Origin of the sequence: Paenibacillus paridis (assembly GCF_006345825.1) — a bacterium.
GTDB classification, from domain to species: domain Bacteria; phylum Bacillota; class Bacilli; order Paenibacillales; family Paenibacillaceae; genus Pristimantibacillus; species Pristimantibacillus paridis.
The window spans coordinates 378,333-398,873 of the sequence record NZ_VCIX01000091.1; the positions used below are offsets into that span (position 1 = coordinate 378,333).

Sequence of the window (20,541 nt, forward strand, 5' to 3'; positions counted from 1 at the left end):
GAGATGGACATGAAAGGCATGCTGCAAGGACTTGGCGTTACGCTTAAAGCAATGACGGCTCCCAAAGTGACGACCTCTTATCCCGATGTGCCCTTTGTTATGCCGGATCGTTTCCGCGGTATTCAGCATTTCATTCCAGATTTATGTATCGTTTGCAACCAATGCGCACGTATATGCCCGACCGATTGCATCACGCTGACCGGCAAGCCGAATCCCGATCCCGAGAAAAAAGGGAAGGTCATCGATACGTTTGATATTAATTTTGAAATTTGCATTTTATGCGATTTATGCACCGAGGTATGCCCTACCGAAGCGATCGTCATGTCAAACCACTTCGAGCTTGCGGCTTTTAGCCGCGATGACTTGTTCAAGGATGCACAGTGGCTGACGGACAATAACACGCTAACCCGGCAGGATAATAACAATATCGGAGCGCCAGCCAAAGGAGGCGGCAAATAGTTGTTCAATATTGATTTTACCGGCGAGTTTGCCGCGTTTTTTGTATTTTCGGCGATCATGATCTGCGGTGCCGTCCTCATGATTAGCCTGGAGAAGGTCGTACATATGGTCATTTCCATGGCGGCTGTATTTCTCGGTCTAGCGGGCATGTACGTGTTGCTGGAGGCAGAGTTCGTTGCATTTGTTCAAGTGCTTATTTATGCAGGCGCAGTGTCGATTCTGATGATTTTCGGCATTATGATGACGAAGCATCAAGCTGCGGAGCGCGAGCCTGCGAAGCCGCTGCATGAGACGCTGGCAGCAATAGGAGCGCTCAGCCTGTTCGGCGTATTGTTTTATGCTATTCGTTCCACGACATTTCCTGAAGCGGGAAACTTTAATCCGGGAGAAGACAATACGATGGCGATAGGAGAGCTCTTATATACGGGTTATGTCATTCCGTTTGAGCTGCTTTCCGTCCTGCTGACGGTTGCTTTTATCGGAGCGATCGTGCTTGCCAAAAAGGAGGCGGATGAATGAAATGCTCCCGTCCTATTTAACGATGGCGGCCATCTTGTTCTGTATTGGACTCTATGGCGCGCTGGTGAAACGAAACGCTGTCGTTGTGCTGCTGTCGCTTGAGCTGATGCTGAATGCAGTCAACTTGAATTTAATTGCTTTCTCGAAGTATGGAGTCGCACCGTCGCTGACGGGCCAAATATTTTCTTTATTCACCATCACGGTCGCAGCGGCTGAAGCGGCGATTGGAGTAGCCATCTTGATTGCCTTGTTCCGATTGCGCGGAACGGTTAATGTTGATGAGTTTAACAAAATGAGGAGGTAGCGCAGCGAATGGACAAATACACACAGGCGGCTTGGATTATTCCGCTGTTTCCGCTGATCGCCTTCCTTGTTTTGACGGCGCTTGGCCGCAGCTATCGGCGAGCGGGCGTATTCATTGGTTCATTCGGTTCCTTAGCGGCATTTGCAATGTCCCTGCTCATTTTGACGGACCGGATAAGCGGCAGCGAAGTGGACTACAATGATTCCTTTGACTGGATAGCTATTGGCGATTATACGCTTCGGATCGGGTTTGAGGTCACCAATCTGACGGCGTTGATGCTGGTTGTGGTTACGCTGGTCAGCTTTCTGGTCAATGTGTATTCGGCGGGTTATATGAAGGATGATGAACGGATAACCGTGTTCTACGGTTATGTTGCTTTATTCACGTTTTCCATGCTTGGACTGGTTTTGTCCGATAATTTATTATCGTTTTATATTTTTTGGGAGCTGGTTGGCGTATGCTCCTTCCTGCTGATCGGCTTTTGGTTCACGCTGCCGAAGGCGCGTGCCGCTGCCAAAAAAGCTTTTATTGTTACACGGATCGGCGACGCGGGCTTGCTGCTGGCCATCCTTCTGCTGTTCTGGTATATGCCGGATCACGCCCTGGATTTCACGACGATTCAAAGCGTGTTCGACGGGCAGTCAGGCGCGATTACCAATGGGATTACGACGCTGATCGCTTTGCTTATTTTCCTTGGCGCCATGGGGAAATCAGGGCAGTTTCCTCTTCATGTTTGGCTGCCGGACGCGATGGAGGGACCAACCCCCATCAGCGCGCTCATTCATGCGGCGACTATGGTGGCCGCGGGTGTGTTCCTCGTTGCGAGGACTTATGATATTTTCCAAGACTCTGCGGCGGCTATGGAAACCATCGCCTATATCGGAGGATTTACGGCCATATTCGCAGCGACGATCGCGCTGGCGCAGAACGATATCAAACGAATCTTGGCTTATTCAACGGTCAGCCAACTGGGGTATATGATGATGGCGCTGGGTTTAGGGTCGTTAACCGGCGGGATCTTTCATTTGTTTACGCATGCATTCTTTAAAGCGCTGCTGTTTCTGGGAGCCGGAAGCATCATTCATGCGGTACATACGCAAAACATAAACGAAATGGGCGGATTAGGCTCGAAAATGAAGGTGACGGCTTGGACCTTTGCCATCGGCGCCTTAGCGCTTGCCGGCATTCCGCCGTTATCGGGCTTTTGGTCTAAGGATCTGATTTTGTCGATAGCTTGGGAGATGAATCCCTTGTTATTCGTGGTGGGGCTGGCTACGGCTTTCTGCACGGCCCTTTATATGTCACGTCTGTTCTTCCTCGTATTCACAGGCAAGCCGAGCTCAGCTTCTTCTGGAGCCAAGGAATCGTCGGCTCTCATGACCGTACCGCTTATCGTTTTGGCGGCGCTTGCGCTTGCAGCCGGATTTATAGAAACGCCGTGGAACGGTTGGTTTGGCGGCTGGCTTAACGATGGGGCTGAAGAAGCGCATGATAGCGCTGTAGCTATCGTAGCGTCCATTGCGGTGGGGCTGCTGGGCATTTATATTGGCTGGCTAGTTTATGGGAAAAGAAGCGTTAGCAGCTCGGCGCTGCGTGAGAGCACGCCATGGCTAGTAAAGGTGCTGGAACGCGGATATTATATGGATGAACTTTATGCTGCAGTCATCGTGAGACCTCTGAAGCTGATCGGTTCGGCGTTAACGGCTTTTGATATTTATGTCATTGGCGGTATCGTACGCTTGACAGGGGCAGCGGTGAGTACGGCTGGTAAAACGGCGGCAAGGCTGCAAAACGGCCAGGTTCAAACCTATGGACTAGCAGCTGTCATCGGCTTTGTTATTCTCGTGGTTGCCATCGTTGGAAGGAGGTTCCTGCCATGAGCATCCTGAGCGATATACCGATATTATCGTTTATTTTACTTTCGCCACTGCTGGGGCTGCTCGTTATTTTGCTGCTGCCGAAGCAGCGGAGCGGCTGGATGAAGACGGCAGCCGTCATAACGACGCTGGTTCCGCTTATTTTATCGTTGTGGCTATACACGGATTTTGACAAGCAGCAGGGCGGGGCGTCATTTGAGGAACAGCATACCTGGGTAGAGGTGCCGCTCAACAAAGAATCGCAAAACGGGGTATCGGAATTTTTGTTTCAATTTCAATATGAGCTTGGCGTCGACGGCCTGTCGCTTCCTTTATTGCTGTTGACTGCGCTGGTGAGTGCGATGGCCGCGCTAGCAGCCGTTCACGTGAAAAAAAGGTGGAAAGCTTTCTTTAGTTGGTTTCTGCTGCTAGAGACAGGCATGCTAGGCGTATTTCTGGCTCGCGATCTGTTTTTGTTTTTTATTTTCTTTGAGATTACGTTGATCGCTATGTATTTCTTGATCGGGATATGGGGTTATTTCAAACGGGAGCGGGCTGCCAATCAATTTCTCATTTATAACGGCATCGGCTCAGCCATTATGCTTATTGCTTTCGTCATTCTTGTAAATACCGCGGGGTTTCGCATCGATCAAGTCGGTGAGCAAGTAAATTTTATTTACAGCGGGAGCTATACCGATATTTTCCGGAATATGGCTGACCCCACGGCTTGGGTCAACATGTCTCCAGAGCAGCTAGGATCGATTAATCCGTTTCTCATGACGGATGCGATGCAGCGGGCATTGTTTATTATGCTGCTAGTAGCCTTTGGCATTAAGCTTCCGATTTTTCCGTTCCATACGTGGATGCTGAAGGTGCATACAGAGGCGACACCGTCTATCGTCATGATTCATTCCGGCATATTGCTGAAAATGGGAGCATACGGCCTTCTGCGCTTCGGCTTTCTGCTGTTTCCGGGGCAGGCCCGCAGCTTTGCAAGCCTGCTGGCGGTGCTAGGTCTTGTCAACCTGCTGTACGGGGCCATCCTTGCTTTCAGGCAACGGGAATTCAAGCTTGTGCTAGCCTATTCTTCGATCAGCCACATGGGCATTGTCTTGCTGGGTTTTGCTGCATTTAACGAGATTGGAATGCAGGGAGCTGTATTTCAGCTCATATCCCATGGCTTGATATCCGCGCTGCTCTTTTTAATTGTTGGCAGCATCTACGAGAGAACGGGAACAACCGAACTGAACGAGCTTGGCGGCCTGGCAAGGTCCATGCCATTCCTAAGCGGCGTTTTGCTGGCGGCAGGACTCGCATCGCTTGGCCTGCCGGGACTATCCGGCTTTGTAGGCGAATTTCTATCGCTTCTTGGTTTGTTCGAATCGATGCGTTGGCTGGTCGCGGCGGCCGCGCTTGGCATTGTGCTGACTGCGGTATATGTGCTCCGTGCGGTACTGAAAATTACCTATGGTCCGTTGCCGGAGCGTTTCGGGGCACTCAGGGATGCGAGGCTCGTTGAAGCGGTGCCGATGATCGTGCTGCTTGCGTTCATCCTGCTGCTCGGCTGCTATCCATCCATCCTAACGGATACGGTGCAACTAAGCGTTGAAGGACTGCTTAAACCAATATTCGCAACAAGGGCGGGGGGATAGACCATGTATGAAGGCGTTTCTTTTGTACCACTGACGTGGACGGATATGCTCTATCTTGCGCCCGAGCTTGCCCTTGCAGCCGTATTTCTGATCGCAGTCATTCTGGATTTACTTCTCCCGAAGGCCGTGAACCGACAAGTGATTGGATGGCTGTCCCTTGCAGGGATTCTTGCTTCCCTTGCGCTCGTTGTCATCCGGATGATCGATATGAATCAGGGTGGCGTCTCGGCAGAGGCGATATCGCTGCTCGCCAACAGCTATCGGATTGACGATTTCTCCAGCCTGCTAAAAATCGTATTTTTGACAGGAACGGCACTTATCGTATTGCTTGCTATTGGCTCAGAGCGGGACGAGGGAGGGATTGCGGATAAGGCGGAGTATTTCTATCTGCTGCTTCCTGCGCTGATGGGAGCTATGATGATGGCTTCGTCAGGCAATCTGGTTTCCTTGTATATTGGTCTGGAACTGCTCAGTCTGACCAGCTACGTGCTTGTAGGACTCAAGCGTAAATCTGTTTTATCGGCAGAAGCGGCATTTAAATATGTGGTGACGGGCGGGATTTCCTCCGCGATGGTGCTGTTCGGCATGTCCTACATTTACGGGATTACGGGATCGGTAGATCTTGGCCTCATCAGCGAGGCGCTGCCGCAGGCGATGATCGATTTCAAAGCACTGGCGTATGTGGGCTTCTTCTTTATGCTTGCGGGCTTCGGCATCAAAATCGCTGCGGCTCCTTTCCACGCTTGGGCGCCAGATGTGTATCAGGGCGCTCCGACGCCAATATCCGCATTTCTTGCGGTTATCGCCAAGGGTGCGGCTCTTGCCGCCATATTTAGAATGCTGTACAGCATCAAGCTGTTTAACGCAAGCGGTGACCCGTATATGGCAAAGGATATTTATTTTATTCTGCTTGTACTTGCGGCCTCGGCCATGCTGATCGGAACGATGACCGCGCTGGGACAAAAAAATGCCAAGCGCCTGCTCGCATTGTCCGGGGTTGCGAATGCCGGATACCTGCTCGTGCCGATCGGGATTTCGATTACCATCGTACATAGCAGCAACTTCTCTGAATTTGTTTTTTATTTGGTAGCTTACTTATTGATGACGATCGGGGCATTTGCGGTCGTGACGGTCGTGAGCCGGGCAGTAGGGCATGAGGAGCTGAAAGGGTTTGCCGGCATGTACTACAGGGCGCCATGGACGGCGGCAGCGATGGTCATTTTCATCTTGTCGCTTGCGGGATTGCCGGTGTCCGGCGGATTTTTCGGAAAGCTGTTCATATTGCTTGGAGCAGCAAATGCCAAAGCGTATTGGCTGGTCGCCATTATCGTGGTCAGCAGCGTCATCTCCTATTATTTTTATTTCGGCCTGGTTCGTCAAATGTTCATGCGCAGCGGGAACGATGACAGTGAGATTCGCCTATCGGCAGCAACTGGAATCGTCATCTGGGTATGCGCCGCCGGCACGCTAGGTCTGGGTCTTTTTCCAGGACCGCTAATGACTTGGATTGATGCCGTCTTTTCGATTACAGGCGATCTCATCATGGGGAGATAAGCAGTACAGCCGGGCGCATGGATGAAATACAAAGGGCGAAGCTCTCACAAAGGCGTAAAGTCTTTGCAAGGGAGGCTTCGCTTTTTTAAAATATAGGAAAGCATAACATTTCGTTATCCCTTCTCTATATTTCTCGGAATGAAACGCGCTGCGCCGCTAAAGGACGGCGACAACCGTTTCACCTTGGATGCAAAGGGCGAGATTTGTCGTTTATCCTGTATTGTTTCACGTTCTGGCGATATGGGTATTGAGCAGCAGGAGGATAGGGATTTATGAATGCAAGTATTACGATATGTTGCCTAGTTGCGGTAGTTCCTATTTACCGGGAAATAATCGTTTGTTAGCTCGCCTGCACCTTGTACATATCTACTCGCCGCTTCATAGGTCTTAGGTCCTTTTGTCTGCCTGAAACAAGGGATATGAGCCATGCTCAGAGAAAGTGTTAATGATGTTATTTAAAAGCGAAAGCAGGAACGCACTATTATCGTTCAAGACGAAAAGGCAGACTATGATGATTAATCGAATAGCGCTACAAAAAGATCCTGATTTGCAGCCGCTAGAGACAGCTGCTAATCAAAACGGCACTGCGCGCGAGGACCGCCGATTGCGCGCAAGATGCGCACGCGCAGCGAGCATGTATATACGTCGCGTGCTGATGGCACTGCTGCTCGTGAGCGTCGCCCTAGGGGGCATCGCTCCCGCAGGGCTCGTTCCGGCTGCGGTGCAGGCCGCAGCCCCCGCAGAAGAAGAGCAGCCGCAAAGCTGGCTGCTCAAATGGCGTGACCCCGCGCATGCGCAGGAGCTGCGCGGGACGGAGGTGCTCCGTCGTCAGGAGGAGACGGCGGTGATGCTCGTGCGTCCGGCCGCTGAAGGCGCGGACGTACAGGAATGGCTGCGCCGGCTGCAAAGCATGCCGGGCGTGGAATATGTGCACCCTAATTATGGGGTGCACATGCTCTCTATGCCTGCTGCTGAGCCGGAAGGCGATGCCGCTGCGGACGCTTCCCAGGCTGCGCGCGGCAGCGATGGGCAGAAGGCGCCTGATGGCTCCTCTGCTGCCGCAGAGCTCGCGCCAGCGGGCAAGGCGGCTTCGGCTATCGCAGGGGCGGCAGCCGCTGCTCCTGCGCCGCTGAAAGCCAATGATCCAGAGCTGGCGAAGCAGCTATATCTCACTCAGATCGGTGCGCAAAAAGCGTGGGAGACCGTTCGGGAGCAGCAGCAGCTGACGATTGCGATTGTAGATACCGGCATTGATCTCGACCATCCGGATCTAAAGGATAATTTAGTGCCTGGCGCCAATTTAGTATCGCCAGGCGACAAGCCGGATGATGACAACGGCCATGGCACGAGCGTAGCAGGCGTCATAGCGGCAGCAGCCAATAACGGTATTGGTGTAGCCGGCATCGTCTGGAAAGCCAAAATCATGCCCATTAAGGCGCTTGACCACCGCGGTGACGGTACAGAGCAGGAGCTTGGCGAAGCGATTTTGTATGCCATACGCAGCGGGGCCAAAATAGTCGTGTTATCTGTAGGTTTGTATCGATACTCCCCTTATATGCTGGACATTGTGCAGTATGCGGAAAGCAAAAATGTACTTCTTGTCGCAGCAGCCGGAAATGATGGCGTCTCCTTCGGAGAGAAAGCCTCGGTTAAATATCCGGCAGCTTATCCTACGGTAGTAGCCGTAGGCGGCGTAAAAGCGGACAATACGGTAGATATGCGCTCTAACCAGGGGACTGAGCTTGACGTGGTTGCGCCTTGGAATGTGTACACAACCGCAATTGGCGGCTTGTACAAGAAGGAAGAAGGCACATCCATGGCAGCGCCTCAAGTGGCCGCTGCCGCTGCGCTAATATGGGCTCGCTATAAGGATTTGAAGCCCTACCAAATACGCGGGCTTTTGCGCCAATCGGCGAAGGATATCGGTGTACCCGGCGCGGACAGCGCCTCTGGGTACGGCGTGCTGCAAATCGACCGGGCGGTTAGCATGGCCTTGAAACCAGACGGCTACGAAGCGAACAACAGCATTTCCACTGCGGCTCGTTTCCCGCTTAATACGCAAATATCAGCTGTGCTGCAAGGAACCGCGGATCATGATTGGTACCGCATTGATGTCCCTTATGATGGTACGCTGTCCCTTCAATATGAAGGAGTCGTCAGCAGCGGCAAAATTGTACCGCCTGTCCGGATATCGCATTATGTGAATGGGACGAAAAAGAGTGTAAGCGATACGAAGCTGGCGAGCAGAACCATCGATCTAGAGGTCAAAAAAGGCTCGCAGCTTATTCATATGGAACTGATCAATCAGAGCAGTAATGACGATTTGCCATACCTGCTTACATCAACCCTGACCATGAAGCCCGATGAATATGAGACCAACGATAAATCCTATGAAGCCTTTACGCTTCAGCCAAGGACACAATCCGTAACGGGCAATTTCCATCAAACGGCGGATCGCGATTGGTTTGCCGTCACCTTTACGCAAAGCGGCAAGCTAAGCCTTGTACTGAGTACGAATACCGCGCGTATAGATCCCGGTCTTGCCTTGCAAAGAGCGGGTCAGCAGTTGATGGTGTACGATGATGAAGGCGAAGGAGAAACCGAGCGGTCACCTGTCATAACTGTGACTCCAGGTAAATATTATATTCGTGTTCATAATGCGATCTCCTCGGAAGCGAGCGCGGCGCTCGGCACGTATACGCTCAAGCTGAACTATACACCCAAATACGATGATCCGAATGAGCCCAATGATAAATCTTACGAGGCTTTAATGATCAAGGCAGGCACTGAATATGTTGGTGTAATCGGAAGTTACTCGGACGTAGATTGGTTCCAGCACCGCATTACGGGCACGAGTGTTGTTGGCATGTCGATAAGCGGCGTTCCGCTGGACATTGATCTGAGCCTTGTCGTATATGATAAGAGGATGAAACAGCTGGCAAGCGCACGAACGGGCAAAACCGGCAAGCTTCAACTAAGCGAACTGCTTCTGCAACCGGATATCTACTATGTGAAGCTGACCGCAGATAAGCCGTTCGATCAACAGTATTATCATTTTAAACTGAAAGCGGATGAGCTCATAGCCGGTTTCCGCGATATCCGAAACCATTGGGCTCAAAATGAAATCGTAGCTCTTAACAAACGGGGGATCATCAATGGCACGGGGGACAATCGTTTCGAACCTAAGCGGGCAATTACGCGGGCAGAGGCCGTAGCTATGGTAGTTAAGGCTTACAAACCGATTTCAGCAGGCGCAGCTCAGGCCAAAGGGTTCAAGGATGTTCCGGCAAGCCACTGGGCTAGCGACGCGATTGCAAGAGCGGTGAAGCAAGGGTGGATTAAAGGATTCCCTGACCAGACCTTCAAGCCGGATCAGCCGATTACGCGAGCAGAGATGGCCCTTATTATCGGCTATGCCGATGGGGTACAGCCGCGCTTGCCGACGGTTGATCCGTTTGGAGATGTGCCTAAGACTCATTGGTCAGCGCCTATGCTGATCGCAATGAAGCAGAGCGGCCAGATTGAAGGGGTAGAATCTAACCTGTACCGACCGAAGCAGCAGGCCAGCCGTGCTGACTTTACGGTACTGCTTCACCGGGTGCTGTCCTAATATTTGCCTAAAACAATTTGGCACTTCGCTACGTTTGATTAGGTAGCATAGGAATAGCAATGGAAAGATCGTTTTAGTCAGGGAGGCAGCATGGACGTTGATAATGAGCTTTACAATAATATTCAGACCTATACAGGCATGACGGGTTTATTTTCGATCATCATTGTCATCTTAAGCATTATCTTGGTTTGGTTTGTGCTCAGGGAAGTGAAATGGGAAACGTTCTTTCGTTTTCCTCGCAGCCCCAAGGCACGTATGTTTCAAGTGATCGTTGCCGTTATTATGGGACATTTGCTCGCTAAATTTATTTTGGAGTATTGGGGTTACACGGTGCTTCTCAAGAGCTTTGTCGAATAACAAATGCGAAACATGTCAACAATGGGTAATACATGACGGTCTCAAAAAGCAAATCGCTTACGAATAGATATAACTTAGAGCCTGTGAATGGGTAGGAAGCTTAACTTGACCTAAAAAACGTATTGATTTTGGTGAAATAAGTCATAAAATGCCGTGAGAAACACTTGTGAAAAATGAGAAAAATTTAACGCTTGTCGTTTCATGTAATTGAATGATAAGATGAAGTTTGGGTAAAGTGAGCTATTCCAAAATATTCACGAATAGGTAATAGAAATTGCAGTTCGCGGAGGGAACCAAAAGATGACCAAAATTATCGTCCGCGGAGGCCAGCGCTTGAAGGGAACGGTCCGTGTTAGCGGAGCAAAAAATGCAGTACTCCCCATTTTGGCGGCCTCATTATTGGCGACAGAAGGAGACAGCGTCATCTGTGACGTACCCCTCCTCGACGACGTTATGACGATCCAGAAGGTGCTCGCTTCCTTAGGCGCACAATTAACCTATAACAATGAAACCATGCGCATTACCGCGCAGGAGATTACGTCTTACGAGGCTCCTTACGAGCTTATTCGCAAAATGCGTGCTTCCTTTCTTGTCATGGGACCGCTCCTTGGCCGTATCGGCCGGGTCAGAATATCATTGCCTGGCGGTTGTGCCATCGGTACACGGCCAATTGATCAGCATTTGAAGGGCTTCGAAGCGATGGGCGCAGAAATTACGCTGGGCCACGGCTTTATTGAAGCAAGCACAAAGACTCGCCTGAAGGGCGCCAAGATTTACCTTGATGTTGCCAGCGTGGGTGCAACCGAAAATATTATGATGGCGGCAGCTTTGGCGGATGGCACAACCATTCTTGAAAATGCAGCCAAAGAACCGGAAATCGTTGATTTAGCTAATTATATTAATGCGATGGGCGGTAAAGTGCGCGGTGCAGGCACAGGCGTTATTCGAATTGAAGGCGTAGATAAAATGCATGGCGCAGCCCATAATGTCATTCCTGACCGAGTAGAAGCAGGTACGTATATGATTGCTGCAGCGATTACAGGCGGCGATGTATTTGTTGAAGGCGCCATTGCTGACCATTTGACGCCAGTGATATCCAAGCTGCAGGAAATGGGCGTGGAAATTACTGAAAGTGATAACGGTATTCGCGTGCAATCAGGCCCGGTTTTGAAATCGGTAGACGTGAAGACCTTGCCGCATCCAGGCTTCCCGACCGACATGCAATCGCAAATGATGGCTCTTCTTCTTGTTTCTGAGGGAACGAGCGTGGTCACCGAAACGGTGTTTGAAAATCGTTTTATGCATGTTGAGGAATTCCAGAAGATGAACGCTCAAATTAAGGTGGATGGCCGCACGGCAATTGTAAGCGGCGGTTTGCCGCTAACAGGCGCGAAGGTATGCGCGACTGATTTGAGAGCAGGAGCAGCGCTTATTTGCGCGGCACTGCGGGCTGATGGCGAGACGGAAGTGACGGGTCTACATCATGTGGATCGCGGTTATGTCGATATTACGGGCAAGCTGGCTGCGCTTGGAGCGGATATTTCCCGCGTTGCGTCTGCAACCGAGAGCGTGACGGTTACGGCTAGTGCTCAAGGTACGGCAGTCAACATTTCGATTCCTGCGAGAGACACGGCTTCCGTAGCTGCGATTTCAGTAGGCGCCTCGTCAGAGAGCGAAGCAGCGTCATCCTACAAGCGGGTTAAGATCCAGCCGACTTGGGCTTAACCTATTCCGTTAAATCGAAGAAGCTGTTTCAAATAAGCCGAAGGGGCTTATCTGAAACAGCTTCTTTTTCGTAAACGATGACTGCCCGCAGAAACGATCTCCACGTAACAAGTATGATTATAGCTTGAATTTCGCTATAATAAACGGAACTACTGCTAGAGCAAAGGGGCGGCCATGGCAACGATACACGATGTGGCAAAAAAAGCGAACGTATCCGTAACGACGGTTTCCCGCGTATTAAATAACCGCGGCTATATTAGCGAGGCAACAAGAACGAAGGTTTACAAGACGATGGAGGAGCTCGATTACCAGCCGAATGAAATTGCCCGCTCGCTCCTAAGAAAACAATCCAACGTCATCGGTTTAATCGTCCCGAGCGTCTCTCATCCTTTTTTTAGCGAGCTGGCCAATCATGTGGAAAATTACGCTTACGGGCTGGGCTTTAAGATGCTGCTGTGCAATTCCCAGCTTGATCCCCTTAAAGAGAAAGAATATATCGAAATGCTGAAGCGCAATCGCGTGGATGGCATTATTATGGGAAGCCATACGCTTCAAGTGGATGAGTACAAAAATCTTAGTTCTCCGATTGTCACCATCGACCGTCAAATTAGCGAGGAAATTCCCTTTATATCCTCGGACAATTATGCTGGTGGCAAGCTCGCGGCAAAGCTATTGGTTGATAAGGGCTGCAAAAAGATTGCGCATATATGCGGTAATCTGGAGCTGCGTTTGCTGGCTAACCAGCGAACAGAGGCCTTTCAGGAGATTATGCAGGAGCAGGGGATTGAACATATTATTATACAGACGGACATGAATGTGTTCGACCAGCTTCAATATGAACAGATCATGCATCAGCTGTTTCAGGATCATCCTGATCTGGATGGCATATTTGCAACCAGCGATATTATAGCCGCGTTCGCGGTCAAAGAATGTGCAGCCGCTGGGAGGCATGTACCAGGTGATGTGAAGATCATCGGTTATGACAATGTGAATGCGGCTAGATGGATTACGCCGGAGCTGACGACGATCAAACAACCGATTGCGGAAATCGGCAAAACAGCTGTTGATTTAATCTTGAAGCAAATGAACGAGGAAGCTTTCGAGACGACGAATATATTGCCAGTTACGTTAATTGAGCGTGCAACCACATGATAGGAAAAAACGAAAAACCCATGCGCAGCTGGTCATACCCCTGTCAAGTAGACAGTTGAAAAAAGCTATGCTGTCAGCGCGCACCGATATTCAATTGGTGCGCGCTGCCTCAGTTTAGATTGATACCGCTGGTAGTTATAAAAGTAAATGTACTCTTCCACAGCTTGCCGAATTTCTGTTCCTGATTTACACTGTTGGAGATACAACTTCTCTGTCTTGAGATGCGAAAAAAAGGATTCGATGCATGCGTTATCTAGGCAGGTTGCTTTGCGAGAGTGGCTGCCTTTAACGCCGAATGCTTCTAAGCGCGTGTTGTATGCCTGAGACGTATATTGGAAGCCTTGATCCGAATGGAGAACGGCTTCTGAAACGTCTCTTTTTCTTGTCCACTCTTCGACGGTATCCAGCACGAGTAGCACATCGTTGCGCGAAGACAACTGCCACGCGACAATCTCATTGTTGAATAAATCTTGAATGACAGAGAGGTAGTGGAAGGTCGTGCCGTCGGAAATGTAGGTAATATCCGTGACCATTTTTTGTGAAGGTGCTGTGGCATGGAATTCGCGTTTAAGACGGTTCGGGTACACGACCGAGGGCGTGTAATTAGACTGTCTTCGCTTCCTTCGAATAACAGATTGAATGGACAGTGCCTTCATGAGTCGCCATACCTTCTTGTGATTAACGATGTATCCTGCCTCTCGTAAGGCTATCTTCATACGTGGGTACCCGAAGTAAGGGTGTGTGAAATGGATGGCCATCATATGCTCTTTCATCTCATGATCCCGGTCTTGTCTGGCATCGCGCTGAGGCTGCGTGGATCGCCATTTGTAATAGCTGGCTCTTGGTATTCCTGCAAGGGCTAACAGGCGTGTAATGCCATGCAGACAGCGTAGTTCTTCGACTATGTTATAGTTGTCTCGCTGACCTGGTGCTTCTCCTTTACTAGATTTGGATAACGCTTTTTTAAGTAATCTACCTGCGCTTTCAGATAATCTCGTTCTTCCTCTACGGTACTGAAGATCGTGCGAGGACGTCCTGTAAGAGGGGTAGGTATCTTATCTGCGCGTACGTCAAAGGCCTCTCCATTTTGCCATTTTTTCACCCACACCTTTAATTGGCTACAGTTTCTGATTTCTAACTTTTCAGCCACTCTCTTATAGCTGGATGATCCCTTCATATATTCCTGTACTGCAGCCAGCTTAAATTCTTCTGTATATTGCTTAAATGTTTGTCCCTTTTTAGCCATAGAAAAATCCCCTCCAAGTTCACTCTTTCCTTCATGATAACATGAGGTTTTTTTTGAGTGTCTACTTAAAGGGGATAATACCAGCGCAGCAAGGGTTTTTTTATTTTCTCAAACAATGTCAATCGTTTGACATGTCAAACGATTGACATATCATATGCTCATCGCTATAATACGTTATGAAAGCGGTTTACACGATCGGTGAGCCGTATCCAAATGATAAGAATCGGGGGCATACAAATGAAAACCTGGAAGTGGATGCAAGCACTGGCTTTGTCGCTTATCGTTGTTATGGTCGTTACCGCATGCGGCAATAAGTCGGAAGAGTCTGGCGAGGGTGCAGCTGTCAAGATCTCACTGCTTAACTCTAAAGGTGAAATTCAGGCGCAGCTGGAGAACGCGGCAAAAGCATTTAAAGAAGATTATCCGAATATTACGCTTGAAATTATACCGGTACCTGCCGGACAATCTCCATTTGAGAAGGCGTCCGCGCTTTACGCATCGGGCAATCCGGCTACCATTACGATGCTGGATACGGGAGATGTTGAAAAGTTCAAGGATCGCGTGCTTGATCTGAGCGGCGAGAAATGGATGGCGGACGCGGTTGATCGCAGTACAGCATTAACGACATTCGATAGCAAAAACTATGCCTTCCCGCTTGCTATTGAAGGTTACGGCTTTATTTATAACAAGGCGGTTCTGGATCAAGCGGTAGGCGGCTCGTTTGATCCGGCAACGGTGAATACGACAAGCGCGTTGGAGGACCTGTTCAAAAAAATCGAGGCTTCCGGAAAAGCGCCGCTTATTATTTCTCCGATGGATTGGTCGCTTGGTGCGCATTATTTGCCGCTGGCTTACGCTGGCCAGTCGTCGGATACCGCTGCGGTGGCGAAGTTCGTTGACGATTTGAAAGCGGGTACGGTCGACTTGGCCGGCAACGCAGTATTTAATGGCTTGATCGATACGTTTGATGTGATGGCTAAATACAACATCGATAAAGCATCTCCTTTATCCGGAACCTATGAGAGAGGGCCGGAGGTGCTAGGCAAAGGCGAGGTAGGCATATGGTTCCAAGGAAACTGGGCTTGGCCGCAAATAAGCAGCTTTGATACCGCAAGCGGTCAGTATGGTTTTCTTCCGGTACCGGTGAGCAACAATCCGGCAGACTTTGGCAACACGCAGATTTCTTCCGCTGTATCGAAACGTCTAGTGCTTGATAAAGAGAAAAATACGGCCGAGCAGCAAGCTGCGGGAAAAACCTTTTTAGAGTGGATGGTGTACAGCGAGAAGGGGCAAGACTTCCTCGTCAACCAAGCGAATATTATTCCGGCGTTCAAGAATATTACGCTCGAAGCTAAAGACCCTTTGGCGAAATCCATTTCAGAGCATATTGCCGAAGGCAAGACGGAGGATTCCATGAGCACGTTGCCGGCGGATCACTGGGCGAAAATCGGCGCTTCCATGCAAAAATATTTGGCTGGCGCAGCTGATCGCGCGACGCTGACCAAAGAAATTGAGGCTTATTGGAAAACCGTAAAATAAATAATATGGATAGCTGACAACTGGCTTACCCCGCCCTATGACGGGGTAGGCCGTTTACTCTTGCTAGCTTTTTGATCGACACAATCCATGCACGAATGCGAGGGATCATGATGATAACGGAAAAAGGGCTGTGGAATCGCTTGCGATTGCGGCTGCTGTTTACCGGACCTACTTTGTTTGCTTTTCTTGCTGTAATGATTATTCCTTTCCTGTACGGCATCTATTTGACCTTTACGAACTGGGACGGCATTTCGACCTCCAGCAGCTTAGTTGGCTTTGAAAACTATGTATCGGTATTTAAGGACACCGTATTTTGGCAATCCTTTTTACTGACCTTGAAATATGTGTTTATTTCCGTTGCCCTTATTAATATCGTTGCTTTTTTGTTAGCCTATGTGCTGACTAGCGGTTTGAAGGGGCAAAGTATTTTTAGAGCAGGCTTCTTTATTCCTAATCTGGTGGGTGGGATTGTTCTTGGCTTTGTATGGCAGTTTATTTTCTCTAATGTCTTTGTGTATGTAGGCAAGGAACTGAGTATCCCATTGTTCAGTGATTCCTGGCTGGCTGATCCGGATAAGGCATTCTGGTCAATGATCATCGTAACGGTATGGCAGTATGCGGGTTATATGATGGTGATTTATGTAGCTGGGCTTATGAATGTGCCAAAGGATATTTTAGAGGCGGCGAGCATCGATGGGGCAAGCCTTTGGACAAAAATGCGCAAAATGATTTTGCCGCTCATGGTACCGTCCTTTATCGTATGTATTTTCTTATCGCTGCAGCGCTGCTTCATGGTTTACGATTTGAACCTTTCCTTAACCAAGGGAGGACCGTTTAAGAGCACGGAAATGGTATCTATGCACGTATACGAGAAAGCATTTCTATCGAGGGACTACGGTGTAGGCCAGGCGGAGGCTTTTGTTCTGTTCCTGCTTGTAGCTACCATTACGATTGCACAGGTTTACTTTAGCAAGAAGCTGGAGGTGGAAGCATAATGGAGAATCGGAACGGAGCGCTGGCCTGGACGAAATTCATTGCCCTTCTTGTTTGCCTTGTGCTGTTTATTTTTCCTTTTGCCATGTTATTGGTGAACTCCTTTAAGGAAAACAAGGCAATCACCTCAAGTCCGCTGTCTTTGCCGGAGAGCTTCAGCTTTGCTAATTATACGAATGCTTTTGGAAAAATGTCGTATGTATCCGCCTTTTCAAACTCGGTTGTGATCACGGTCGTTAGTGTCGTAGTGATCTCTTTTTTGGCGGCAATGACAGCACATTATTTCGTAAGAAACCAGACGAAGCTGAATCAATATACCTTTTTCCTTATGGTTGCAGCCATGATCATCCCCTTTCAAGCCATTATGATTCCTCTGGTCAAAATATATGGCTCAATCGGTTTCCTGAACAGCAAATGGGCGCTTATCTATATGTATGCCGGATTTGGCAGTCCGCTTGCAGTCTTTATTTATCACGGGTTTGTGAAGAGCATTCCTGCGGAGCTGGAAGAAGCGGCGCTCATTGATGGCTGTACGAGGACGCAGACGTTTTTCCGCATTGTTTTCCCGGTACTTGCTCCGACGACGGTGACGATTGCGATATTAAATGTGCTGTGGATCTGGAACGACTTTCTGCTGCCATCCTTGGTACTGATCTCTCCCGACGAGCGCACGCTTCCGCTGTCTACGTTCTATTTCTTTGGCACGTATACGGTAGATTATGGTCCGCTTATGGCGGGACTCATGCTAACGATTTTGCCAGTACTGATCGTCTACTTATTTGCGCAGAAATATATTATCCAAGGGGTCATGCAAGGCTCCATCAAATAATAAGTAAGGGTTGGATGCTTTATTTTGTACACGAGAGAAAATGCCGACACATTTATTGCTGAACGAAAATATCTAATGAAGGAAGAGTTTCGGCTTGCCTTTCATTTAATGGGCGAATTTGGCTGGATGAACGATCCAAACGGGTTTATTTACTTTAATGGCGAATATCATATGTTCTATCAGCATTACCCTTACCAGCCGGTATGGGGACCCATGCACTGGGGCCATGCGGTGAGCCGCGATCTGGTTACGTGGAGATACCTGCCTGTTGCGCTTGCACCAGATCAGGCTTATGACAACGACGGCTGCTTCTCCGGGAGTGCAATAGAGAGGGACGGCAAGCTGTATTTAATGTATACCGGCCATTTGATCACGGGTCCCGACAAGGAACAAGACTACCGTCAAAATCAAAATATAGCCGTATCTGAGGACGGTGTTCATTTTAAGAAATTGGCAAGCAATCCGGTTATTGGCCCAGACCAAATGCCAGCTGGCCTGAGCCAGAAGGATTTTCGGGATCCGAAGCTGTTTGAACGCGACGGGGCTTATTATGCGGTATTAGGCTCCAATGATGGTCAGGGCAATGGGCTTGTTTTGTTATACCGTTCAGATGATCTTCTCAATTGGAGCTTTGCAGGCGAAATTGCCCGCAGCGACGGGCGGCTCGGCGACAACTGGGAATGCCCGGATTTGTTCGAGCTGGAAGGTCGCGATGTACTTGTGATGTCGCCTCAGCGGATGCCGTCGCAGGGGGATGACTATCACAACCTGCATTCAACCACCTACATGATCGGCCGTTTGGATGTGGGGCTAGGAAGCTTTACCTACGATCGGTATGAGCCGGTGGACTATGGCTTTGATTTTTATGCCCCGCAGACCACGGTCGATCCCAAGGGACGACGTATTATTATGGGCTGGATGGAGACATGGGAAAGCGAGATTCCGACGCAGCTGGGCCATTACTGGGCAGGTGCGATGACGATGCCGCGCGAGGTTATTTTGCAAGGAGAATCGCTAGCATTCAGGCCGCTGGAGGAAATGAAAGCATACCGCCGTAATGGGTACGAGGCAAGCGGAATTCCGTTGTCAGGCATTCGGGATATGGACGTCCGCGGTGACTGCTACGAGCTGGAGGTTGTTTTCGAGGCGGGGCAGGCAGAGGAATTTGGGCTGAAGCTGCGGGTGAGCGGCGATGAGGAGACGGTGCTTTCCTACCGGCAGGATGATGGGCTTTTTCGGTTTAATCGTGATCAATCCGGCATCGGACTGGGCGGCGAGCGCAGAACGAAAGTTCTGCTTAAGGAAGGATTGCTCGCTTTGAACATTTTCGTAGACAAATCCTCCGTTGAGGTATTCATACAGGGCGGCGATAAGGTGATGACCGGCCGAATTTATCCGGGTGCCGATTCGCTGGGCATTCAAGCGTATGCCAAAGGAGCATGTTCTATGGTATCCTTTAAAAAATGGGACATGAAGTAGGAGGGGCATAACGTGCCAAAGCTGTTTACTATTGGGGAAGCGTTAATTGATTTTATTCCGGATACGCGAGGAATTGAGCTCAAGCATGTTGCCGGCTTTACGAAGGAAGCAGGCGGCGCTCCCGCCAATGTTGCCTGCGCGGCAGCTAAGCTTGGAGCGAACAGCGCATTTATAGGGAAGCTGGGCATGGATGCTTTCGGCGACTTTCTCATTGAGACGTTGGAGCAGGCCGGAGTGGATACGAGGCGTGTATTTCGCACGAAGGAAGCTAATACCGCTTTAGCTTTTGTAAGCTTGAAGGCGGACGGAGACCGGGATTTTTCTTTTTACCGGAACCCAAGTGCGGATATGCTGCTTTCCGCGGATGAGATTGATGGGAATTGGTTTGCAGCCGGCGATATTTTGCACTACTGCTCGGTAGATCTAATTGAGGCTCCTGTAAAATATGCACATCTCAAGGCTATTGAAGCGATGAAGGCTGCTGGCGGTTTTATCAGCTTTGATCCAAACGTGAGGCTACCGCTTTGGGCAGATCAGGAGGAGTGCAGGCAAACGATATTGCAGTTCCTTCCCCTGAGCCATTTGGTGAAAATCAGCTCGGATGAACTAACGTTTATTACCGGAATCGAGGACGAGAAAGAAGCAATTGCTTCCCTGTTCGTCGGCGAAGTGCAAGCAGTTGTCTATACTCGCGGCTCGGAAGGAGCGGCATGGCATACACGCTCTTATGACGTGTCTGTCCCTGGGCAGAAGGTGACTGTTGCGGATACGACGGGTGCTGGCGATGCTTTTATCGGCGCGCTGTTGTATCAGCTTCTATTAAATGAAGGATCGGCTGCGGAGCTTGATAAGGCCAAGGCGCTGCGCATACTGGCATTCGCGAATGCGGCTGCTGCATTAACGACAACGCGAGCAGGAGCGATCTCCTCGTTGCCCGCACTGCATGAGCTTCCTTCTTTGTGAAGACGCATGAAAGATAATAAAAGAGCATTGTTTTTCCAGCCGCTTTGAGCGGAAGGAAGGGCAGTGCTCTTTTTTTATGGGAACTTGCCTAAGCAGCATGGCTGGATGGTTTTGGACGGAGCAACAGTTGTGATTGATGTAAGCAGATAGGTTTGTGAAGAGCAAAAAGCAGGGATTTAACAGTGTTTGAGCTCCATTTCTGATCCTGTATTTGAATCTAGGTGAAGGGTTGCTTGTTCATGTAGCGTTCATTTTTGCATGCTATATTCGGTTTTATAATGACCGATGGAGGGTGGACTACAGT

16 protein-coding genes and 1 pseudogene are annotated in these 20,541 nt (G+C 49.6%); 15 read left to right on the top strand and 2 right to left on the bottom strand.

Annotation, left to right across the window (positions count from 1 at the left end; genetic code table 11):
• Window positions 1-9 precede the first annotated feature (9 nt).
• The 10 genes from nuoI (at window position 10) to FJQ58_RS21835 (ending at window position 13,188) form a co-directional block, all read left to right on the top strand.
• Window positions 10-459, top strand: a complete 450-nt coding sequence (gene nuoI, locus FJQ58_RS21790; RefSeq protein WP_139996918.1) for an NADH-quinone oxidoreductase subunit NuoI — start codon at window positions 10-12, stop codon at window positions 457-459.
• A complete protein-coding gene (locus FJQ58_RS21795) occupies window positions 460-978 on the top strand; it encodes an NADH-quinone oxidoreductase subunit J (protein WP_139996919.1) in 519 nt (172 codons plus the stop codon). It abuts the gene before it with no gap.
• The gene (gene nuoK / locus FJQ58_RS21800) at window positions 971-1,282 is read left to right on the top strand and encodes an NADH-quinone oxidoreductase subunit NuoK (RefSeq protein ID WP_139996920.1); all 312 of its coding nucleotides are present in this window, start codon (window positions 971-973) and stop codon (window positions 1,280-1,282) included. The genes FJQ58_RS21795 and nuoK overlap by 8 nt, the downstream gene beginning before the upstream one ends.
• 8 nt (window positions 1,283-1,290) lie before the next feature.
• On the top strand, window positions 1,291-3,162 hold the full coding sequence (gene nuoL / locus FJQ58_RS21805; protein WP_139996921.1) for an NADH-quinone oxidoreductase subunit L: 1,872 nt from the start codon (window positions 1,291-1,293) through the stop codon (window positions 3,160-3,162).
• Window positions 3,159-4,790: a complex I subunit 4 family protein gene (locus FJQ58_RS21810; RefSeq protein ID WP_238404238.1), complete on the top strand. Its 1,632-nt coding sequence runs from the start codon at window positions 3,159-3,161 to the stop codon at window positions 4,788-4,790. The genes nuoL and FJQ58_RS21810 overlap by 4 nt, the downstream gene beginning before the upstream one ends.
• Window positions 4,791-4,793: 3 nt before the next feature.
• The gene (locus tag FJQ58_RS21815) at window positions 4,794-6,344 is read left to right on the top strand and encodes an NADH-quinone oxidoreductase subunit N (RefSeq protein WP_139996922.1); all 1,551 of its coding nucleotides are present in this window, start codon (window positions 4,794-4,796) and stop codon (window positions 6,342-6,344) included.
• A 508-nt stretch (window positions 6,345-6,852) separates the two neighbouring features.
• A complete protein-coding gene (locus FJQ58_RS21820) occupies window positions 6,853-9,954 on the top strand; it encodes a S8 family peptidase (protein ID WP_238404241.1) in 3,102 nt (1,033 codons plus the stop codon).
• A gap of 90 nt (window positions 9,955-10,044) precedes the next feature.
• Window positions 10,045-10,311 (top strand): DUF1146 family protein, encoded by a 267-nt coding sequence (locus FJQ58_RS21825; RefSeq protein WP_139996923.1) that lies wholly within the window; start codon window positions 10,045-10,047, stop codon window positions 10,309-10,311.
• A 300-nt stretch (window positions 10,312-10,611) separates the two neighbouring features.
• Window positions 10,612-12,036 carry a UDP-N-acetylglucosamine 1-carboxyvinyltransferase gene (gene murA / locus FJQ58_RS21830; protein WP_139996924.1) on the top strand — a complete coding sequence of 475 codons (1,425 nt, stop codon included), beginning with the start codon at window positions 10,612-10,614 and terminating at the stop codon, window positions 12,034-12,036.
• Window positions 12,037-12,210: 174 nt separating this feature from the next.
• Entirely contained in the window at window positions 12,211-13,188 is a 978-nt protein-coding gene (locus FJQ58_RS21835; protein WP_139996925.1) for a LacI family DNA-binding transcriptional regulator, read from the top strand.
• A gap of 65 nt (window positions 13,189-13,253) precedes the next feature.
• Here the strand turns inward: FJQ58_RS21835 and FJQ58_RS21840 are convergent.
• Window positions 13,254-14,102 (bottom strand): annotated as a pseudogene (locus FJQ58_RS21840) (IS3 family transposase); the annotation flags it as partial.
• Entirely contained in the window at window positions 14,090-14,434 is a 345-nt protein-coding gene (locus FJQ58_RS21845; protein ID WP_139996927.1) for a transposase, read from the bottom strand. The gene FJQ58_RS21845 and the pseudogene FJQ58_RS21840, both read right to left, overlap by 13 nt.
• A 237-nt stretch (window positions 14,435-14,671) precedes the next feature.
• Here FJQ58_RS21845 and FJQ58_RS21850 point away from each other — a divergent pair, with 237 nt between their 5' ends.
• The 5 genes from FJQ58_RS21850 to FJQ58_RS21870 all read left to right on the top strand — a co-directional run bounded on the left by FJQ58_RS21850 (window position 14,672) and on the right by FJQ58_RS21870 (window position 20,237).
• Window positions 14,672-15,973 (top strand): ABC transporter substrate-binding protein, encoded by a 1,302-nt coding sequence (locus tag FJQ58_RS21850; protein WP_139996928.1) that lies wholly within the window; start codon window positions 14,672-14,674, stop codon window positions 15,971-15,973.
• Window positions 15,974-16,083: 110 nt separating this feature from the next.
• Window positions 16,084-16,968 (top strand): carbohydrate ABC transporter permease, encoded by an 885-nt coding sequence (locus FJQ58_RS21855; RefSeq protein ID WP_139996929.1) that lies wholly within the window; start codon window positions 16,084-16,086, stop codon window positions 16,966-16,968.
• Entirely contained in the window at window positions 16,968-17,795 is an 828-nt protein-coding gene (locus FJQ58_RS21860) for a carbohydrate ABC transporter permease (RefSeq protein ID WP_139996930.1), read from the top strand. The genes FJQ58_RS21855 and FJQ58_RS21860 overlap by 1 nt, the downstream gene beginning before the upstream one ends.
• Before the next feature lie 24 nt (window positions 17,796-17,819).
• On the top strand, window positions 17,820-19,274 hold the full coding sequence (locus FJQ58_RS21865; RefSeq protein WP_202915308.1) for a glycoside hydrolase family 32 protein: 1,455 nt from the start codon (window positions 17,820-17,822) through the stop codon (window positions 19,272-19,274).
• Between the two features lie 12 nt (window positions 19,275-19,286).
• Window positions 19,287-20,237, top strand: coding sequence for a carbohydrate kinase family protein (locus tag FJQ58_RS21870; protein WP_139996931.1), 951 nt, complete (start codon window positions 19,287-19,289; stop codon window positions 20,235-20,237).
• Window positions 20,238-20,541: the final 304 nt, after the last annotated feature.

Coding starts and splice junctions, on each gene's coding strand:
- nuoI (WP_139996918.1), top strand. CDS start 10: ATGAAAGGCATGCTGCAAGGACTTGGCGTTACGCTTAAAGCAATGACG.
- nuoK (WP_139996920.1), top strand. CDS start 971: ATGAATGAAATGCTCCCGTCCTATTTAACGATGGCGGCCATCTTGTTC.
- nuoL (WP_139996921.1), top strand. CDS start 1,291: ATGGACAAATACACACAGGCGGCTTGGATTATTCCGCTGTTTCCGCTG.
- FJQ58_RS21810 (WP_238404238.1), top strand. CDS start 3,159: ATGAGCATCCTGAGCGATATACCGATATTATCGTTTATTTTACTTTCG.
- FJQ58_RS21815 (WP_139996922.1), top strand. CDS start 4,794: ATGTATGAAGGCGTTTCTTTTGTACCACTGACGTGGACGGATATGCTC.
- FJQ58_RS21820 (WP_238404241.1), top strand. CDS start 6,853: ATGATGATTAATCGAATAGCGCTACAAAAAGATCCTGATTTGCAGCCG.
- FJQ58_RS21825 (WP_139996923.1), top strand. CDS start 10,045: ATGGACGTTGATAATGAGCTTTACAATAATATTCAGACCTATACAGGC.
- murA (WP_139996924.1), top strand. CDS start 10,612: ATGACCAAAATTATCGTCCGCGGAGGCCAGCGCTTGAAGGGAACGGTC.
- FJQ58_RS21835 (WP_139996925.1), top strand. CDS start 12,211: ATGGCAACGATACACGATGTGGCAAAAAAAGCGAACGTATCCGTAACG.
- FJQ58_RS21845 (WP_139996927.1), bottom strand. CDS start 14,434: ATGGCTAAAAAGGGACAAACATTTAAGCAATATACAGAAGAATTTAAG.
- FJQ58_RS21850 (WP_139996928.1), top strand. CDS start 14,672: ATGAAAACCTGGAAGTGGATGCAAGCACTGGCTTTGTCGCTTATCGTT.
- FJQ58_RS21855 (WP_139996929.1), top strand. CDS start 16,084: ATGATAACGGAAAAAGGGCTGTGGAATCGCTTGCGATTGCGGCTGCTG.
- FJQ58_RS21860 (WP_139996930.1), top strand. CDS start 16,968: ATGGAGAATCGGAACGGAGCGCTGGCCTGGACGAAATTCATTGCCCTT.